Origin of the sequence: Pelagibacterium lentulum, assembly GCF_003992625.1 — a bacterium.
In the GTDB taxonomy this organism is placed as follows: Bacteria; Pseudomonadota; Alphaproteobacteria; order Rhizobiales; family Devosiaceae; genus Pelagibacterium; species Pelagibacterium lentulum.
Window position 1 is genome coordinate 97,578 of record NZ_RZMW01000033.1, and the last position, 15,432, is coordinate 113,009.

The 15,432-nt window shown below is 59.1% G+C and carries 15 protein-coding genes; 11 read left to right on the forward strand and 4 right to left on the reverse strand.

Going from position 1 to position 15,432, the window contains the following annotated elements; all coding sequences use genetic code 11:
• Positions 1–20 precede the first annotated feature (20 nt).
• From EO133_RS10110 to EO133_RS10125, 4 genes are all read left to right on the forward strand, one after another.
• Positions 21–176: a histidine kinase gene (locus tag EO133_RS10110; protein WP_127072529.1), complete on the forward strand. Its 156-nt coding sequence runs from the start codon at positions 21–23 to the stop codon at positions 174–176.
• Positions 173–1,096 (forward strand): site-specific tyrosine recombinase XerD, encoded by a 924-nt coding sequence (locus EO133_RS10115; RefSeq protein WP_127072530.1) that lies wholly within the window; start codon positions 173–175, stop codon positions 1,094–1,096. Before EO133_RS10110 ends, EO133_RS10115 begins: the two co-directional genes overlap by 4 nt.
• 84 nt (positions 1,097–1,180) lie before the next feature.
• Positions 1,181–2,140, forward strand: coding sequence for an acetyl-CoA carboxylase carboxyltransferase subunit alpha (locus EO133_RS10120; RefSeq protein ID WP_127072531.1), 960 nt, complete (start codon positions 1,181–1,183; stop codon positions 2,138–2,140).
• Between the two features lie 123 nt (positions 2,141–2,263).
• Positions 2,264–3,265, forward strand: a complete 1,002-nt coding sequence (locus EO133_RS10125) for a L,D-transpeptidase family protein (RefSeq protein ID WP_127072532.1) — start codon at positions 2,264–2,266, stop codon at positions 3,263–3,265.
• Between the two features lie 147 nt (positions 3,266–3,412).
• Here EO133_RS10125 and EO133_RS10130 read toward each other — a convergent pair whose 3' ends face one another.
• The 3 genes from EO133_RS10130 to secA all read right to left on the reverse strand — a co-directional run bounded on the left by EO133_RS10130 (position 3,413) and on the right by secA (position 8,890).
• Positions 3,413–5,182, reverse strand: a complete 1,770-nt coding sequence (locus EO133_RS10130) for an SLC13 family permease (protein WP_127072533.1) — start codon at positions 5,180–5,182, stop codon at positions 3,413–3,415.
• Positions 5,183–5,320: 138 nt separating this feature from the next.
• A complete protein-coding gene (locus tag EO133_RS10135) occupies positions 5,321–5,929 on the reverse strand; it encodes a hypothetical protein (RefSeq protein WP_127072534.1) in 609 nt (202 codons plus the stop codon).
• Between the two features lie 264 nt (positions 5,930–6,193).
• The gene (secA, locus tag EO133_RS10140; protein WP_127072535.1) at positions 6,194–8,890 is read right to left on the reverse strand and encodes a preprotein translocase subunit SecA; all 2,697 of its coding nucleotides are present in this window, start codon (positions 8,888–8,890) and stop codon (positions 6,194–6,196) included.
• Between the two features lie 245 nt (positions 8,891–9,135).
• Here secA and EO133_RS10145 point away from each other — a divergent pair, with 245 nt between their 5' ends.
• From EO133_RS10145 to mutT, 4 genes are all read left to right on the forward strand, one after another.
• Positions 9,136–10,014: a peptidylprolyl isomerase gene (locus EO133_RS10145; RefSeq protein ID WP_127072536.1), complete on the forward strand. Its 879-nt coding sequence runs from the start codon at positions 9,136–9,138 to the stop codon at positions 10,012–10,014.
• Positions 10,015–10,195: 181 nt separating this feature from the next.
• On the forward strand, positions 10,196–11,431 hold the full coding sequence (gene argJ / locus EO133_RS10150) for a bifunctional glutamate N-acetyltransferase/amino-acid acetyltransferase ArgJ (protein ID WP_127072537.1): 1,236 nt from the start codon (positions 10,196–10,198) through the stop codon (positions 11,429–11,431).
• Positions 11,412–12,185, forward strand: a complete 774-nt coding sequence (locus EO133_RS10155) for a GNAT family N-acetyltransferase (protein ID WP_164734969.1) — start codon at positions 11,412–11,414, stop codon at positions 12,183–12,185. The genes argJ and EO133_RS10155 overlap by 20 nt, the downstream gene beginning before the upstream one ends.
• Positions 12,182–12,580 (forward strand): 8-oxo-dGTP diphosphatase MutT, encoded by a 399-nt coding sequence (mutT, locus tag EO133_RS10160; protein WP_127072539.1) that lies wholly within the window; start codon positions 12,182–12,184, stop codon positions 12,578–12,580. Before EO133_RS10155 ends, mutT begins: the two co-directional genes overlap by 4 nt.
• On the opposite strand, the gene EO133_RS10165 is transcribed toward mutT, so the two are convergent.
• A complete protein-coding gene (locus EO133_RS10165) occupies positions 12,577–13,431 on the reverse strand; it encodes a class I SAM-dependent methyltransferase (RefSeq protein WP_127072540.1) in 855 nt (284 codons plus the stop codon). The genes mutT and EO133_RS10165 overlap by 4 nt on opposite strands.
• Before the next feature lie 111 nt (positions 13,432–13,542).
• Here EO133_RS10165 and EO133_RS10170 point away from each other — a divergent pair, with 111 nt between their 5' ends.
• Genes EO133_RS10170 through EO133_RS10180 form a run of 3 tightly spaced genes read left to right on the forward strand, consistent with a single transcriptional unit; the run spans position 13,543 to position 15,421 of the window.
• Complete coding sequence (locus EO133_RS10170; protein ID WP_244640535.1) at positions 13,543–14,280, forward strand: ComF family protein; 738 nt, start codon at positions 13,543–13,545, stop codon at positions 14,278–14,280.
• A 43-nt stretch (positions 14,281–14,323) separates the two neighbouring features.
• A complete protein-coding gene (gene grxC / locus EO133_RS10175) occupies positions 14,324–14,584 on the forward strand; it encodes a glutaredoxin 3 (RefSeq protein ID WP_127072542.1) in 261 nt (86 codons plus the stop codon).
• On the forward strand, positions 14,585–15,421 hold the full coding sequence (locus tag EO133_RS10180; RefSeq protein WP_127072543.1) for a carbon-nitrogen hydrolase family protein: 837 nt from the start codon (positions 14,585–14,587) through the stop codon (positions 15,419–15,421).
• Positions 15,422–15,432 lie beyond the last annotated feature (11 nt).

A 15,432-nucleotide genomic window follows, 5' to 3' on the forward strand; every position in this document is an offset into this window, starting at 1 on the left:
ACAACGGAGTCTATGGCCTCATGCCAACCCTATTCCGCCTTCTGGTGGCCATCGCTTTTCTTGTCGGACTTGCCTATGCGGGCATGTTTGCGCTTTCGGTGCTTGTCGAGCCGCAGGAACGGGAAGTAACCGTGCGCATTCCGGCTCGGGACCTGTTTTCGGATGGGCCGGTATGAGCGCGCATCTTGTCGATGCCTTTCTGGAAATGATGAGCGCCGAGCGCGGGGCGGCGGCCAATACGATTGCGGCCTACACACGCGATCTTGAGGATTACTGCGCTGCCCTTTCCAGTAAGGGCAAGACCGTGCTGACGGTAGGGCGCGACGAGGTTGCCAGCTATATTGCCAGCATCGAAGCGCAGGGCCTTGCCGCCAGTTCCGCGGCAAGACGGCTGAGTGCCATTCGCCAGCTGCACCGGTTCCTGATGAGCGAGGGTTTGCGCAAGGACGATCCAGCCCGGATCGCACCGGCGCCCAAGACGCGCCGCGCCTTGCCCAAGGTTTTAAGCGTTGATGAAGTGGATACGCTTTTGGCGCGTGCGCAATCGGAGGCAGAAGATCAAAGCGCCAGCGCCTCGGTCAGTGAGGCTGCACAGCGGCTCTATGTGCTGCTTGAGCTTTTATATGCTACGGGCTTGCGGGTAAGCGAACTCGTTGCGCTTGAGCGTAAAAGCCTGATGCGGGACGCATCCTATCTTTCGGTTACTGGCAAGGGCGGCAAGGAGCGGATCGTACCGCTCAACGACAGGGCGCGCGATGCGCTTGTCGCCTGGAAGGGCAGAATTGAGAAAACCGGGCCGGGCAAATTCATGTTTCCGGCCAAGGGCGCGGAAGGGCATCTGGCTCGGCAGGTTTTCGCACGGGACCTAAAGGCCCTTGCCGGGCGGGCGGGCATTGCGTCGGCCAAAATATCCCCACACGTTCTCCGGCACGCTTTTGCCAGCCATCTTTTGCAATATGGCGCCGATCTGCGCGTTGTGCAGATGCTTTTGGGTCATGCCGATATTGCCACCACCCAGATTTATACACATGTGCTCGACGAACATTTGCGTGAACTTTTGGAGGTTCATCACCCACTCTCATCGGGCGGTTCTTGACATTGGGCGCCGATATGGCCACTTTCCGGCCACTTTGGCGCCTTAGCGCAGTTTTACTTTTTCGCCACCAGTAACGGGCCCTCAATGCAGTCCTATCTCGATTTTGAAAAGCCGGTAGCCGAGCTTGAAGGCAAGATTGCCGAACTTAAGTCGCTGGCCCAGACCGACGAGGCTGTTTCTATTGGCGACGAGGTGATCCGCCTTCAGCAGCGCGCCGAGGATGCGTTGCGCGACATCTATAAAAAGCTCACCCCGTGGCAGAAAACGCAGATTGCGCGGCATCCTCAGCGTCCCCATTTCAGCGATTATGTCAAAGCGCTTGTCACCGAATGGCAGCCGCTTGCCGGTGATCGCAAATTCGCCGAGGATCCGGCTATTCAAGCCGGGCTGGGCCGGATCGACGGCCAGCCGGTCGCGATCCTGGGGCAGGAGCGCGGCAGCGATACCGAAAGCCGTCTCAAGCACAATTTCGGCATGGCCCGGCCCGAGGGGTATCGCAAGGCCGTGCGGTTGATGGATATTGCCGACCGGTTCGGCTTGCCTGTGATCTCCTTTGTCGACACCGCTGGTGCCTATCCGGGCATTGGCGCCGAGGAGCGCGGTCAGGCCGAGGCCATCGCCCGCTCGACCGAAAAATGCCTCGAGATCGGCGTGCCCAACCTCTCCATCGTTATCGGGGAAGGCGGATCGGGCGGCGCGATTGCCATTGCCACGGCCAACCGGGTTCTGATGCTAGAACATGCGGTCTATTCGGTAATTTCGCCCGAAGGGGCGGCGTCGATCCTCTGGCGCGATGCGGGAAAGGCCCAGGATGCGGCCAATTCCATGAAGATCACCGCACAGGATCTTTTGAACTTCGGCGTCATCGATGGCATCATTGAAGAGCCCGTCGGGGGCGCGCACCGCCACCCCGGCGAGGTGATGACTGCGACCAAAAAACAGATCCTTTCCTTCCTCTCCGATTTCGGCGATGGCCGTGGTCCGCTTGAAATTCGCGAGCATCGCCGTGAAAAATTCCTTGCAATCGGGACCGCGCTCACCTGAAAGTGAGTGGGATTTTTCGTAAATTGCGTGGTTTTTTCCTGCAGGATGCGAAAACCTTACGAGACCTTAACCATGGCGGGCATAAGACCATGGGCAGGTTTTATGTAAACGGTACGGGCTTGGATGATCCGCTCTGCAGTAACTATTGCGCTCACATTCGTTGTGGCAGCCGTTCTGGCTGCATGTTCGCCACTTGAGGGAGATGGCCGGCATCTGGTGCCTCTAAGTTCGGCGATCAAAGCGCGAATTGCGGCAATCGGGTCGACGCCAAAGGCCGCCATGATGGTGCGCATCTATAAGGAAGAGGATACGCTCGAGGTCTGGAAGCAGACTGCAAACGGCTCTTACAAGCTCTTGAAGTCTTATGAAATCTGCACCTGGTCAGGCGAACTCGGTCCCAAATTTGCCGAAGGGGATCGTCAGGCCCCCGAAGGATTTTATACGATCACGCCCGGCTTGATGAACCCCCGTTCCAATTATCATCTGGCCTTCAATCTGGGCTTTCCCAACAAGTTCGATCGCGCGCATGGGCGCACCGGTAGCCATCTGATGGTGCATGGGGCCTGCTCGTCAGCAGGGTGCTATGCCATGGAAGACGACCAGATCTCCGAGATTTATGCCTTGGCGCGCGAGGCTTTTGCGGGCGGCAATCGCAGCTTTGAGGTGCAGATTTTCCCCTTCCGCATGACGCCGCAGAACCTTGCCCGTCACCAGTCCAGCCCGCATATCGAATTCTGGAAGAATCTCAAGGAAGGCTACGACTATTTCGAGGTCGCCAATCATCCTCCGACCTGGGATGTGTGTGAGGGGCGCTACGTCTTCCGTCAGCCAACGGCGGCAAATGCCACCTCATCGATGGCAGGCACAACCTGTCAGGCCGTACAGGCAGATTCCTCCATTGTTTCCGCCTTTATGGCCAAGCAGGCATCAGATGCCGAAGCCTTGAGGCTTGAGATCAGCCGTCGTTCCGATACCGAGGCTGCATCGATTGCTGCAGAACAACGCCGGGTTGCCGCCCAGGAAGCCGCAGCGGCACGCGGTGAGGCGATTTCGGGCTTTTTCACCAATATCTTCAATCCGGGCGCCACGGCACAGGCGCCTGCCGCAACGCCAGACGAAGGCTAGCGAGGACTGCCCGGTCTGCTCTAGAGCCGTTCAGGTTTTGATGGAATCAAAACCCGGCTCTAAGTCATTGTTTTGTCGCGTGTCCGAACCGCAGAATCGTTTCCAGCCCTGGATTAAGTCCGAGGGCATGCTTTTGCTGGACACGCTCTAAAGCGGCCAGAAAATCATGATGGCCGGTACACCAATCGCCACAATGATGAGTTCGAGCGGCAGGCCGATGCGCCAATAGTCGGAAAAGCGATAGCCGCCCGGTCCCATGATCAGGGCATTGTTATTGTGCCCGATCGGGGTGAGAAATGCACAACTCGCCCCGATTGCAACCGCCATCAGAAAGGCATCCGGGTTGACCTCCAGCAATTGCGCCAGCCCATAGGCCACCGGTGCCGCAATCACCGCCGTTGCAGCATTGTTGAGCGCGTCCGAAAGCGTCATGGTCACGACAAGAACGGCCATGAGGGCCATCCACGGGGGCAGATGCTGGGCCACCTGTGCCAGTCCGCCAGCCAGAATAGCGGTGCCGCCGGACGTTTCGAGCGCCATGCCAACCGGCAAAAGCGAACCGAGCAGCACCACAACCGGCCATTCGATGGAAGTATAGATATCCCGGACCGGAAGGATGCCGAACAGGACGTAGAGCACCGCGACCGCACCCAGGGCCACCGTGAGGGGCGTGATGCCGAATGCGCCAGCGGCAACCGCTGCGCCGAACAGGCCGATGGCAGCCCAGGCCTTTTCGTGGCGCACCACGGGAATGGAACCGGCCATGGGAAGGCAACCCATGCTGGTGATGGCGTTTTCGATCGTATCCTCGTTGCCGAGCAACAAGAGCACATCGCCCGTCTGCAAGGGCGTCCGCCGTACGCGCTCCTTGATTGCCTTGCCCGAACGGGAAATGCCGAGCAGCGAGACGCCAAAGCCGCGCATCATCTGAATTTCGTTGGCGGTGCGCCCGACAATTCTGCTGTCGGAGGCCACGATCGCCTCGACAATTGCCAGTTCGGGCGTGAGTTCGGCCTGCTCTCCAGATTTCCCCTGCAGGCTCAATCCCAAGGCTCCGGCCAGCGCGTTGAGCGCGTCGGGGCTGCCATGGATAACGATAAGGTCGCCTTTTTTCACTTTTTCGCGCCGAGCGCGTCCGGCAAGGCGTTTATTGCGCCGTACCAGCCCGACAATCGTGCAGTCATGCTCGTCGGCTTCGGGGTCGAGGTCGCGCAGCACCTGGCCGATTGCGCGCGATTTTTCGTTGACCACGAGTTCGGCAGTGTACAGCGCGCTGCTCTCATCGTCGGGTTTGGCTTGATTTTCCTTGTGCTGGGGGATCAGCCGCCAGCCGCCAAAGGCAATGAAGGCCAACCCTGCCAGCGCACATGCGGCCCCCACAGGGGTAAAGTCGAACATGGCGAAGCCTTCGCCCGTTACCTGCTGGCGATAAGCGGCGATGATGATGTTTGGCGGTGTGCCGATCATGGTCAGCATGCCACCGAGAATGGTCGCAAAGGCAAGCGGCATGAGTGTCACCGATGGCGGACGCGCAGCTTTCTGAGCCGCCTGCATATCGATGGGCATTAGGAGCGCAAGCGCTGCGACATTGTTGATAAAACCTGACAAAGCCGCGCCGACACCGCCCAGAATGGCGATATGCGCCGTAAGACTGCGCGTTCGATCAACCGCGATCCTTGCCACGATGTCGATGGCGCCCGAGCGCAATAAGCCTGCAGTTACGACAAGCACCAGCGCTATGATGATGGTGGCGTCATGGCCAAAGCCCGAAAAAGCGGTGTCGGCCGGCACGATCCCAATCGTCACCCCGATGATAAGCGCCGCAAACGCTATGAGATCATAGCGGAAACGCCCCCACAGCAGCGCCACCAGGACACCGCCAATCAGCACAAAAAGTGCGATCTGTTCAAAACTCAAGCCCTGCCCCTATTGCCGGCACCACTGTAATCATATGTCAAACAATGCATTTTTGAGCATTGCAACGCCAGAGCAAACGCGCAGGGCACGTTGCCGGTTCCCAAAGGGGCAAGGGGGAAGGGTTAGGGGCTTTCGGGGCTATTGCTTGAGGTCGGGTGCTGCGTCCGATCCGTTCCTGTCCACGAACAGATCCTGCCATAACCCCTTTGGATGGAGGTCTTCAAAATCGTTCTTGAGGTCGGATGATCGTTCGGTCTGCGCGCCCTTTTGGAGGGCGGACCGGTCGTGCTCGTCGGTTATCGGTGCGTCGTTTGCGGCAGCGGTCGCGCTTTGTTTGTCGGTGTCCCCGGCCGGGCCGGAGGATTTTGTCTCCGGCCCGGCTCTGGGAATGTCGGCCATCAGGGCCGCCGCAAGCGATGGACTTTTTTCCAGCGACGCAATGGCACTCGCGCGCGTCGCGTCTTCGGATTCGGCTGTTTTAACTTTGGATTCGGTGTCGTCGGGCGCGGAAAGTCTTGCCTTGATCCTGGCCGCAACGCGTTTGTAGTTTTCCTGGGCCGCAAGGATGGAGCGATCCTGATTGCGGTGTTCGCTATCTGTATTGCCCTTGCCAGACTCACTTGCGGCAGTCACCGCGTCGGGTTCGTCCGCCGATTGCTGGGCGGCGATGGCGAGCAGTTCCATGCGGTCGCTGACTTTCGAGGCCATCCAGTCCGCGGCACTGATCGTTATCTGACCAATCGTCATAGATTTGTCTCCGCCGCCTGAGCGTCCCCCCGGCATGCACTTGTGAATTAACGTTCAAGGCAGAGACTATTTCAGTATCGCTTTTATGTTTTGCTGATGAAATTGCTGATTTTTTATTAAAAGGTCAGCTTTTACTGTGGTGATGCAATTGAACCTAGCGGATCAATTTCACCCAAATGTTAACGCCGGGCGGCTGGCTGCAAAAGAAAACTCCGCTGCCGGGGGCAACGGAGTTCTTTGATATATCGGTATTGGCAATGGCCGCTAATAAGCGCCGTGGCAATGCTTGAACTTCTTGCCTGAACCGCAGGGGCACAGCTCGTTGCGACGTGTGCGGGCCATCTGTTCCGGGGTTAGCTGGCCCCTTGGCGCATTGGCCTGGGCTGCGGCCTGGCTCACCTCGTTTTCCCCGGTCTGGGGATTGATGTGGGAGGCCTTGAGCTGGCTCAGGTCGGGCGCTTGCGGCTGGGGCGGCGCTTGGCGCACCTGCAATTCCACGTGGCTCATCTGGGTCGTTACCAGCTCGCGCAGATTGTTGAGCAATTGCGAGAACAGCTCGAACGCTTCCTGCTTGTATTCGTTCAGGGGGTCGCGCTGGGCAAGGCCGCGCCAGCCGACAACCTTGGAGAGATGGTCGAGCGTAATCAGGTGGTCGCGCCACAGTCCATCAATCGATTGCAAAATGATCGATTTTTCGATCTGGCGCATCGTGTCAGGGCCGATACGGGCGGATTTGGCGGCGGCAAATTCATCGGCCGCCTTGATCAGCCGTTCGCGCAGCACTTCGAGGTCCATGCCTTCCTCGTCGATCCACTCGGGGAGCGGGGGTGCGATGTTGAGGTAGGTCTTGCAGGCAGCCTGAAGCTGCTCGATGTTCCACTGCTCAGGGAACGAGCGGTCAGGACAGGATTTCGCGATAATCGAATCCACGACATCGTGGCGCATATCGGCGATGGTATCGGTAACGTGCTCATCGTCCATCAGTTCAAGCCGCTGCTCGAAGATCACCTTGCGCTGATCGTTCATCACATCGTCATATTTGAGGATGTTTTTGCGGATATCGAAATTGTGCGCTTCTACACGGGTCTGGGCGCGTTCGATGGCTTTGGTCACAAGACCGTCGGAAATCGATTCGCCGTCCTTGAGCCCCAGCGAGGTCAGGATTTTTTCCATGCGCTCGGGGAAGAAGCGCCGCATGAGATCGTCCTGCAGCGACACGAAGAATTTGGAATGGCCGGGATCGCCCTGACGTCCCGAGCGGCCACGCAATTGGTTGTCGATACGTCGGCTTTCGTGGCGCTCGGTGCCGATCACCATGAGCCCGCCTGCTTCGAGGGCCTCGGCCTTGCGCTTGGCGACATCGGCCTTGATCTCGGCGGTCCTTTTTTCGAGCGCCTCGCCTTCAAGTCCTTCTGTCTCGGCGGCAATGCGCATTTCCAGATTGCCGCCAAGCTGAATGTCGGTGCCGCGGCCTGCCATGTTGGTGGCGATCGTCACAGCGCCGGGAACCCCGGCCTGGGAGATGATATAGGCTTCCTGCTCATGATAGCGGGCATTGAGAATTTGAACGTCCTTGACGCCCTTCTTCTTCAGGTGCTCGGCAAGCATTTCGGAGCGCTCGATCGAGGTTGTCCCGACGAGCACCGGTTGACGGCGCTCGCGGCATTCGACAACCAGATCGGTGATGGCGTTGAATTTTTCTTCCACCGTGCGATAGATCGCGTCGTCCTCGTCGATACGGGCGATGGGCACGTTTGTGGGCACGGTCACAACGGCAAGCCCGTAAATATCGGCAAATTCGGCAGCCTCGGTATCGGCGGTGCCGGTCATGCCGGACAGCTTTTTGTAAAGCCGGAAATAGTTCTGGAAGGTGATGGAGGCCAGCGTCTGGTTCTCGGGCTGGATCTTGACCTTTTCTTTCGCTTCAAGAGCCTGGTGCAAGCCTTCGGAAAAGCGCCGGCCCGGCATCATGCGGCCGGTGAACTCGTCGATGATCACCACTTCGTCGTTGCGGACGATATAGTCCTTGTCGCGCGAGAAGATCTTGTGAGCGCGCAGTGCCGAATTGAGGTGGTGAACGATCGACACGTTATCAATGTCATAGAGCGAACCGGACTTGATAACCCCATCGCGCTCGAGGATTTCCTCGAGCTTTTCGATGCCTTCGTCGGTAAAGCTGGCCGAACGGTGTTTTTCGTCGATCGTATAGTCTTCCTCGACGAGCAGCGGGATATACTTGTCGATCGTGGTGTAAAGCTCGGAGCGGTCCTGTGACGGGCCGGAAATGATGAGGGGCGTGCGCGCCTCGTCGATAAGGATCGAGTCCACTTCGTCGACAATCGCGAAATTATGGCCGCGCTGGACCATCTGTTCGCGGCTGTATTTCATATTATCGCGCAGATAGTCGAAGCCGAATTCGTTATTGGTGCCGTAGGTAATGTCGGCGGCATAGGCGGCCTTGCGCTCGGCATCGGAAAGCCCATGCTTGATGATGCCCACTTCCAGTCCGAGGAAGCGATAGATATTGCCCATCCATTCGGCGTCACGGGAAGCGAGATAGTCATTGACGGTGACGATATGCACGCCCTTGCCAGCCAGGGCATTGTGATAGGCGGCCAGGGTTGCCACCAATGTCTTGCCTTCGCCGGTGCGCATCTCGGTGATCGAATGCTCGTTGAGCACCATGCCGCCGATAAGCTGGACGTCAAAGTGTCGCATGCCCAGCGTTCGCTTTGCCGCCTCGCGGACAGTAGCAAAGGCGGGCACAATCAGATTGTCGAGCTTTTCGCCTTTGGCGAGCTGGTCGCGGAATTCGTCTGTCTTTGCGCGCAGCTGGTCGTCAGAGAGCTTTTCAAACTCGGGTTCGAGTGCGTTGATTGCATCGACCTTCGGTTGGTAGCGCCTGACACGCCGGTCATTTGCGGATCCGAAAAGCTTTCGGGCAAGCGCTGCAAGAGCCATAAACAAGTCCTTAGAACAGTTAAAACGCGCGCCTTTTGTCCGCGGCGGACCAACTGGCCGTAAAAGGCATGCCGGTGCGCGGAAAACAATAGGCACGTAAAAACGTTCCGGACATGTAAGAGTGCCCGGTAGGGTTGTCAACGCTGGCAAAATCGGCCAAACCAGCCCCAAAGATGGGCCAATGGGTCAATTATGTCTAACAGGTCGGGTGCGGGGGCCCGGCGAAACCGGGAGTATGGATTATCATGACAACCACATTCGCCACGCTTGCAGCGCTTCTGCGCCGGATGGCCCTGCCTTGCGCTCTTGTATTGGGGCTGGCGGCAGCACCGGCTTTTGCGCAGACCCAAGGCACTCAGCCAGACGATGTCGTGGCGCGGGTGGGCGATGAGGTGATCACGGAGGCCGATCTGTTGTTTGCCGCTGAAGATCTCGTGCAGGATCTTCAGCAGATCCCGCCGGCCGAGCGTCGTGCTTTTCTTTTAACGGTGATGATCGACATGAAGATCATGGCCAATGCCGCGCGCGATGCCGGGCTGGACCAGACCGATATTTTCGCCCAGCGCCTTGCCTATCTTGAAGATCGCGCCCTGCGCCGCGCCTTTTTCTCGGACGCAATCGAAGCGCAAATCACCGATGAACGCATTGCCGCAGCCTATGAAGCCTTGAGCTCGGAATTCGAGGGCGAAACAGAATATCGCGCGCGTCATATCCTTGTGCCGACGCTGGAAGAAGCGCAGTCGATTCGCGAAGAAATCGAAGGCGGGCGCACTTTCGCCGATGCGGCGGGCGAATACGGCACCGATGGCACGCGCCAGACAGGCGGCGATCTTGGCTATTTCGTTGCCGGGCAGATGGTCGGTCCTTTCGAGCAGGCTGTTTTTGCGATGGAGGTAGGCGAGTTGTCCGAGCCGGTGGAAACCCAGTTCGGCTGGCATCTGATCCTGCTCGAAGATCAGCGCGAGGCCAGCCCGCCCCCGCTCGATCAGGCGCGAGGCCAGATCGCCCAGCAGCTGCTTTATGAAACCTTCAATGAAATCGTCGGTGCGCTCAAGGAGCAGGCCGAGATCGACATTCCCGATCCCGAACTTGCGGCAGCGGTCCGGGAGCAGGACGGGATATAGTCCCGCCACTCGGCATTAGCTTTAACAAAAACCCCGGTTGTCGCTAAAGCCGGGGTTTTTTTATTTTGGTGGCCGGCCGATCACGGTTCCTCTGGCCAAGTGCGCCAGCGCCCTTGCAAGCGGGAAAGGATTGAGGCAAACCGGGTGCCAATCTGATCCTGCCTTGTAAGGTGCTTTCATCATGGTTCATCCGGTCTCGCCCCTGGCCCCCAAGTCCTATCCGGACCTGCCCGAAATCGGCGGGGTGCGCTTTGCAACCGCCGAGGCGGGCATCCGCTACAAGGGGCGCACCGATGTATTGCTTGCCGTCTTTGATCCTGAAACCGTCGTTGCCGGGGTTCTGACGCGTTCCAAATGCCCGTCCGCTGCCATTGAATGGTGCCGGGACAAGCTCGCTGGCGGCAAAGCGCGGGCCCTGGTGGTCAATTCGGGTAATGCCAATGCCTTTACCGGCATCAAGGGCCGGGAGTCCGTGGCGCTTACGGCGCAGATCGCAGCAAAGGCGGTGGGCTGTCGCGAAGATGAAGTCTTTCTCGCTTCCACCGGCGTAATCGGCGAACCGCTCGATGCCCGCAAGTTTGAGGGCGTGCTCGACCGGCTCGCAGGCGCTTTGGTCGCATCGCCATGGATGGAACCCGCCAAGGCGATTATGACAACCGACACCTTCCCCAAACTTGCAACGGCAAGTGTCGAGATCGATGGGGTGGAGATCCAGATTTCGGGCATTGCCAAAGGTTCGGGCATGATTGCGCCGGATATGGCGACGATGCTGAGCTTTGTTTTTACCGACATGCCCATTGCCGCACCGGTACTTCAGACACTGCTGGCAAAGCACAATCAGACCAGCTTTAACGCGATCACGGTCGATAGCGATACCTCGACCTCCGACACGCTTTTAGCCTTTGCAACCGGCAAGGCGCAAGGGATCGACGCGATCGTTTCGCTCGACGACCCACGCGCGGAAACCTTTGGCGCGGCGCTGGGCGATGTATTGTTTGATCTTGCCATGCAGGTGGTGCGCGACGGCGAGGGGGCAACCAAATTTGTTTCGGTTACGGTCACTGGCGCGACCTCGGATAAAAGCGCGGACACGATTGCGCGCGCCATCGCCGATTCCCCGCTGGTCAAAACTGCCATTGCGGGGGAAGACGCCAATTGGGGCCGCATCGTCATGGCTGTGGGCAAGGCGGGCGAACCTGCCGACCGGGACAAGCTGCGCATTGCCTTTGGCGACATCGTGGTTGCGCGCGCAGGCGAGCGCTCACCCGATTATTCAGAAGAGGCTGCCAGCGCCTACATGAAGGGTGAGGAACTGGAGATCAGTGTCGATCTGGGTTTGGGTGACGGCACGGCCACGATCTATACTTGCGATCTTACCCATGGGTATATCGATATCAATGGCAGCTACAGGTCTTAGCGCCGTGCCCTCGGTTCGCGATCTTGAAGTTGCGATGCTGGCGGCCTGGCCTGCGCTGGAGATTGTTGCGGAAGGCGCCTGGCAGGCGCGCTTTGCCAATGGGCTGTCACAACGCGCCAACTCGATCAATTGCCTTGATCCGGACGATGAAACCAAGCCGGGCCAAAGGCTCGAATCGCTGGCCGGTCACTATCGGGCGCGCGGTCTCTGGCCGGTTTTTCGCGTAACCCCGCTGACCGGGCGCGAAACCTTTGCAAAGCTTGAGGAAAAAGGCTGGCAGGCTGCATCGCCTTCGCTGGTCCTTGAGGCGCCACTGACCGGGACGGTTGGCTATGATGCCGATGTGGCTGTCCTTGACCCTAAAGATCCCGATTTCCTTGCTGCCCAGATCGGACTTCAGGACTATACGTCCGAGCAGGCCGAAACCTTCCGGCAGATGGTCGCGAAAATCCGCGTGCCGGCCAAAGGGCTGGTGATTGCCGACAGCGAGGGTCATCCCAAAGCCTCGCTTTTATGCGCGCAAGCATATGGGACCGGCGTTTTCCTCAATGTCATTTCCGACCCTAGGCATCGGCGCAACGGGCTGGGACGCAGGCTCATGGCAAGTGGGCTGAGCTGGCTGGCCGATTCGGGTGCGCGCCATACCTGCCTGCAGGTGGAAGCGGGCAACAGCGCGGCGGTGGCGCTTTATCTGTCGATGGGCTTTACCTATCGCTATCCCTATCATTATCGCTATGCCCCGGAGGGCCAATGAAAATCACTCTTGTGGTGGCCTGTGCGCTTGTCGATGCCGACCGGCGGGTGCTTATCGCCCAGCGCCCCCAAGGCAAGCAACTGGCCGGGCTCTGGGAATTTCCCGGCGGCAAGGTCGATCCGGGCGAAACGCCTGAAGCGGCGCTGATCCGCGAATTGCGCGAGGAGCTTGGGGTCGAAACCCAAGAGGCCTGTCTTGCGCCCCTCACCTTTGCCAGCCACTCTTATGAGAATTTTCATCTGCTGATGCCGCTATATGTGTGCCGCAAATGGCAGGGCGATCCGCAAAGCCACGAGCATAGCGCGCTGAAATGGGTGAGCCCGCGCAACCTGCGCGATTATCCGATGCCGCCAGCCGACGAACCGCTCATCGCACCTTTGTGCGATCTGCTTTAGCCCTTATCCCCCAAAACATCGCGCAGGCTTTTTTGCGCCGATCCGGGCCGCAGGGGTTTTTGCTGACTTTCATGGGGCGCCCAGCCGGAAAGCCAAAGAATTTCCAGCGTTGCGCGCACCCTGCCGTCAGCATCCGCATAGCGTTCAGCATAAATTTGGGCCGCCCTTGCCAGACGCGCCGGCGTTGTCAGCCCCCGCCCGCGTTCAGCCAGCGGATTGGTCGCGCCAATCCCGCGCAATTCGTCAAACAGGGCGAACGGAGTTGCATAGCGCACGACATGGGTTTCAAGGTCTGTAACCGGCAGCGCAAAACCGGCACGTTGCAACAATCCACCTGCGTCGCGTACATCGATCATCGGGGCTACGCGGGGGGAAACCCCGCCCGCCATTTCCACATCGGCTGCAAGCCACGCGTCACGCAATTCGGTGAGGCTGCGCCCACCGATCAGCGCGGCGATAAACAGCCCGTCCGGCGCCAGATGCGCGCGCGCCGTGTCGAGAAAGCCTGGCACATTATTGACCACCTGCATGTCGAGCAGGGAAACGATCAGGTCGTAGTCTTTCTGCCCCGGATCGAAATGTTCCGGGTCGATGGTTCTGAAACCGGCATCGGGCACAAGGCTTGAAACACGCTCGAAATCGATAGGGCCATTGCCCGACCGACTTTGAGCGGGCAGGGCGCGTGCGTCCGGGCCGATGATGAGCGCTTTTTGAAAATCGCGCGTCACCGGGGCCAGCCGGTCATGAAGATCGGCAGCCACAAGCTCATGGATAAAATTGGCATGTCCGGCCAGCCGTTCGATGCGGCGGGCAACAAGGGCGCGGTCAAAAATCCTGGGTGTTTGGGACATGGTTTTCGATCTTGGGCTGGTCTTGGTGCTGGCAAGCAGCTAATTGTTGGCCTTATGGAGAGCGAAAGAGGGCTTGTCAAAGCCCAACAGGGTCGTGGGCGTTTGGGGAGCTTGCACGCAATTGGCAGGTTCGCGCTCGATCAACTTTTCCCGCCGGTCTGCATTGCCTGCGCGCAAGCTGTCAGTACCCCGGATGGGCTTTGCACGCTCTGTTGGACCCAGTTGCGGCCCATTACCGATCCCATGTGCCCGGTTCTGGGGCTGCCTTTTGCAACTGATATGGGCGCAGGCGCCGCATCGCCCCAAGCCATTGCCAATCCGCCTGTCTTTGATCGGGCGCGTTCGGCCGTTGCCTATACCGACCTTGCGCGAAAACTTGTGAGCCGGATGAAATATTCGGACCGGCCCGAAATCGCGTTGTTTTGCGCCCGGATGATCCTCAACGCGGCGCCCGATATTCTCGCTCCAGACGGAGTTCTGGTGCCAGTGCCGCTGCATCCGTTCCGGCGCATGGCCCGGCGCTACAACCAATCGGCGGAACTGGCGCGTATTCTGGCAAGGCTTGCAAAACTGCCTCTCGATACCAATCTAGTTGCGCGGCATCGGCGCACCAGCCAGCAGGTCGGGCTCAATGCCCGCCAGCGCGCGGCCAATGTCACAGGTGCGTTCTGGGCCGATGCGGCGCGGCTGGCGCGTTACGGCAACAAGCGCATCATCGTGGTCGATGATGTCGTGACCACCGGCGCCACCGCGACGGCAATTGCCAAAACGCTCAAGCGGGCCGGAGCAGGGCATGTTGACGTGCTCAGCTTCGCCCGCGTTGTGTTTGACGAAGATATGACAGTATAATTGCCCTAACCAGACACCGCTTCGGGAGAGCAACGGAAAGAGAATGAACAAGGTTGAGATCTATACCACGCCCACTTGCCCCTATTGCCATGCGGCCAAAGCGCTGCTCGACGGTAAGGGCATAGGATATGAAGAAATCTCCGTCGTTGATGCCGAACTGCGTGCGGCCATGACCCAGCGCGCCAATGGGCGGCGCACGGTGCCGCAGGTTTTCGTCGGCCCGACCCATGTTGGTGGGTTTGACGATCTGGCTGCACTTGAGCGCGAAGGCAAGCTCGAACCCCTTTTGCAAGGCGCGGCCTGAATGGGTGAGCCGGTTCCGATTGCCGTTTTGCAGATGTGTTCGGGCGTCGATCCCAATGCCAATCTTGCCTTTATCGAAGAGCAGGTGAAAGCGGCAGCAAAAAAGGGGGCGCGTTACGTCCTTACGCCTGAAATGAGTGTCCTGTTCGCGGAAAACCGCGATATGCTCACCGCGCGTTCCGAGCCTTTTGAGAATAATGGCGCTGTCAGGCGGCTTTCGGATCTGGCAAAGGATGCCGGGCTTTATCTTCATCTCGGCTCGATGGCGATTGCCTTGCCTGATGGACGCTTTGCCAACCGGTCCATGCTGTTTTCGCCCGATGGGGCGCTTGCGGCCACTTACGACAAGATTCATCTTTTCGATGCCAATCTGCCCGGCCAGCAGGCCTATCGGGAAAGCGCGACATATGCGGGTGGGGAGCAGGCCGTTATGGCCACGACCTCGTTATTCGGCTTAGGCTTTTCAATCTGCTATGATATGCGCTTTGGTGCCCTTTACCGGGCTTTGGCGGAAGCAGGGGCGCAGGTGATTGCTGTGCCTGCGGCTTTTACCGTACCGACTGGACAGGCCCATTGGGAAGTGCTGTTGCGCGCAAGGGCGATTGAAACCGGGTGTTTCATCGTGGCGGCAGCGCAAGGCGGGCTGCATGAAAATGGCCGGTCCACCTATGGTCATTCGCTTGTTGTTGCCCCATGGGGCGAAATTATTGCTCAGGCCGATGGCGATGCGCCGGGCCTGATTTTTGCGCAGATCGATCTTGACGCGATTGACGCGGCGCGCCAAAGGGTGCCCGCGCTGGCCAATGCCCGCAGTTTTGCGCAGCCGGGCAGGGGTTGAACGAAACAAAG

Bases quoted from the DNA above. Each gene is read 5' to 3' on its own strand.
- EO133_RS10145 (WP_127072536.1), top strand. From the start codon at position 9,136: ATGACAACCACATTCGCCACGCTTGCAGCGCTTCTGCGCCGGATGGCC.
- EO133_RS10165 (WP_127072540.1), bottom strand. From the start codon at position 13,431: ATGTCCCAAACACCCAGGATTTTTGACCGCGCCCTTGTTGCCCGCCGC.
- EO133_RS10155 (WP_164734969.1), top strand. From the start codon at position 11,412: ATGGCAGCTACAGGTCTTAGCGCCGTGCCCTCGGTTCGCGATCTTGAA.
- mutT (WP_127072539.1), top strand. From the start codon at position 12,182: ATGAAAATCACTCTTGTGGTGGCCTGTGCGCTTGTCGATGCCGACCGG.
- grxC (WP_127072542.1), top strand. From the start codon at position 14,324: ATGAACAAGGTTGAGATCTATACCACGCCCACTTGCCCCTATTGCCAT.
- EO133_RS10120 (WP_127072531.1), top strand. From the start codon at position 1,181: ATGCAGTCCTATCTCGATTTTGAAAAGCCGGTAGCCGAGCTTGAAGGC.
- EO133_RS10115 (WP_127072530.1), top strand. From the start codon at position 173: ATGAGCGCGCATCTTGTCGATGCCTTTCTGGAAATGATGAGCGCCGAG.
- EO133_RS10125 (WP_127072532.1), top strand. From the start codon at position 2,264: ATGATCCGCTCTGCAGTAACTATTGCGCTCACATTCGTTGTGGCAGCC.
- EO133_RS10180 (WP_127072543.1), top strand. From the start codon at position 14,585: ATGGGTGAGCCGGTTCCGATTGCCGTTTTGCAGATGTGTTCGGGCGTC.
- EO133_RS10135 (WP_127072534.1), bottom strand. From the start codon at position 5,929: ATGACGATTGGTCAGATAACGATCAGTGCCGCGGACTGGATGGCCTCG.
- secA (WP_127072535.1), bottom strand. From the start codon at position 8,890: ATGGCTCTTGCAGCGCTTGCCCGAAAGCTTTTCGGATCCGCAAATGAC.
- EO133_RS10110 (WP_127072529.1), top strand. From the start codon at position 21: ATGCCAACCCTATTCCGCCTTCTGGTGGCCATCGCTTTTCTTGTCGGA.
- argJ (WP_127072537.1), top strand. From the start codon at position 10,196: ATGGTTCATCCGGTCTCGCCCCTGGCCCCCAAGTCCTATCCGGACCTG.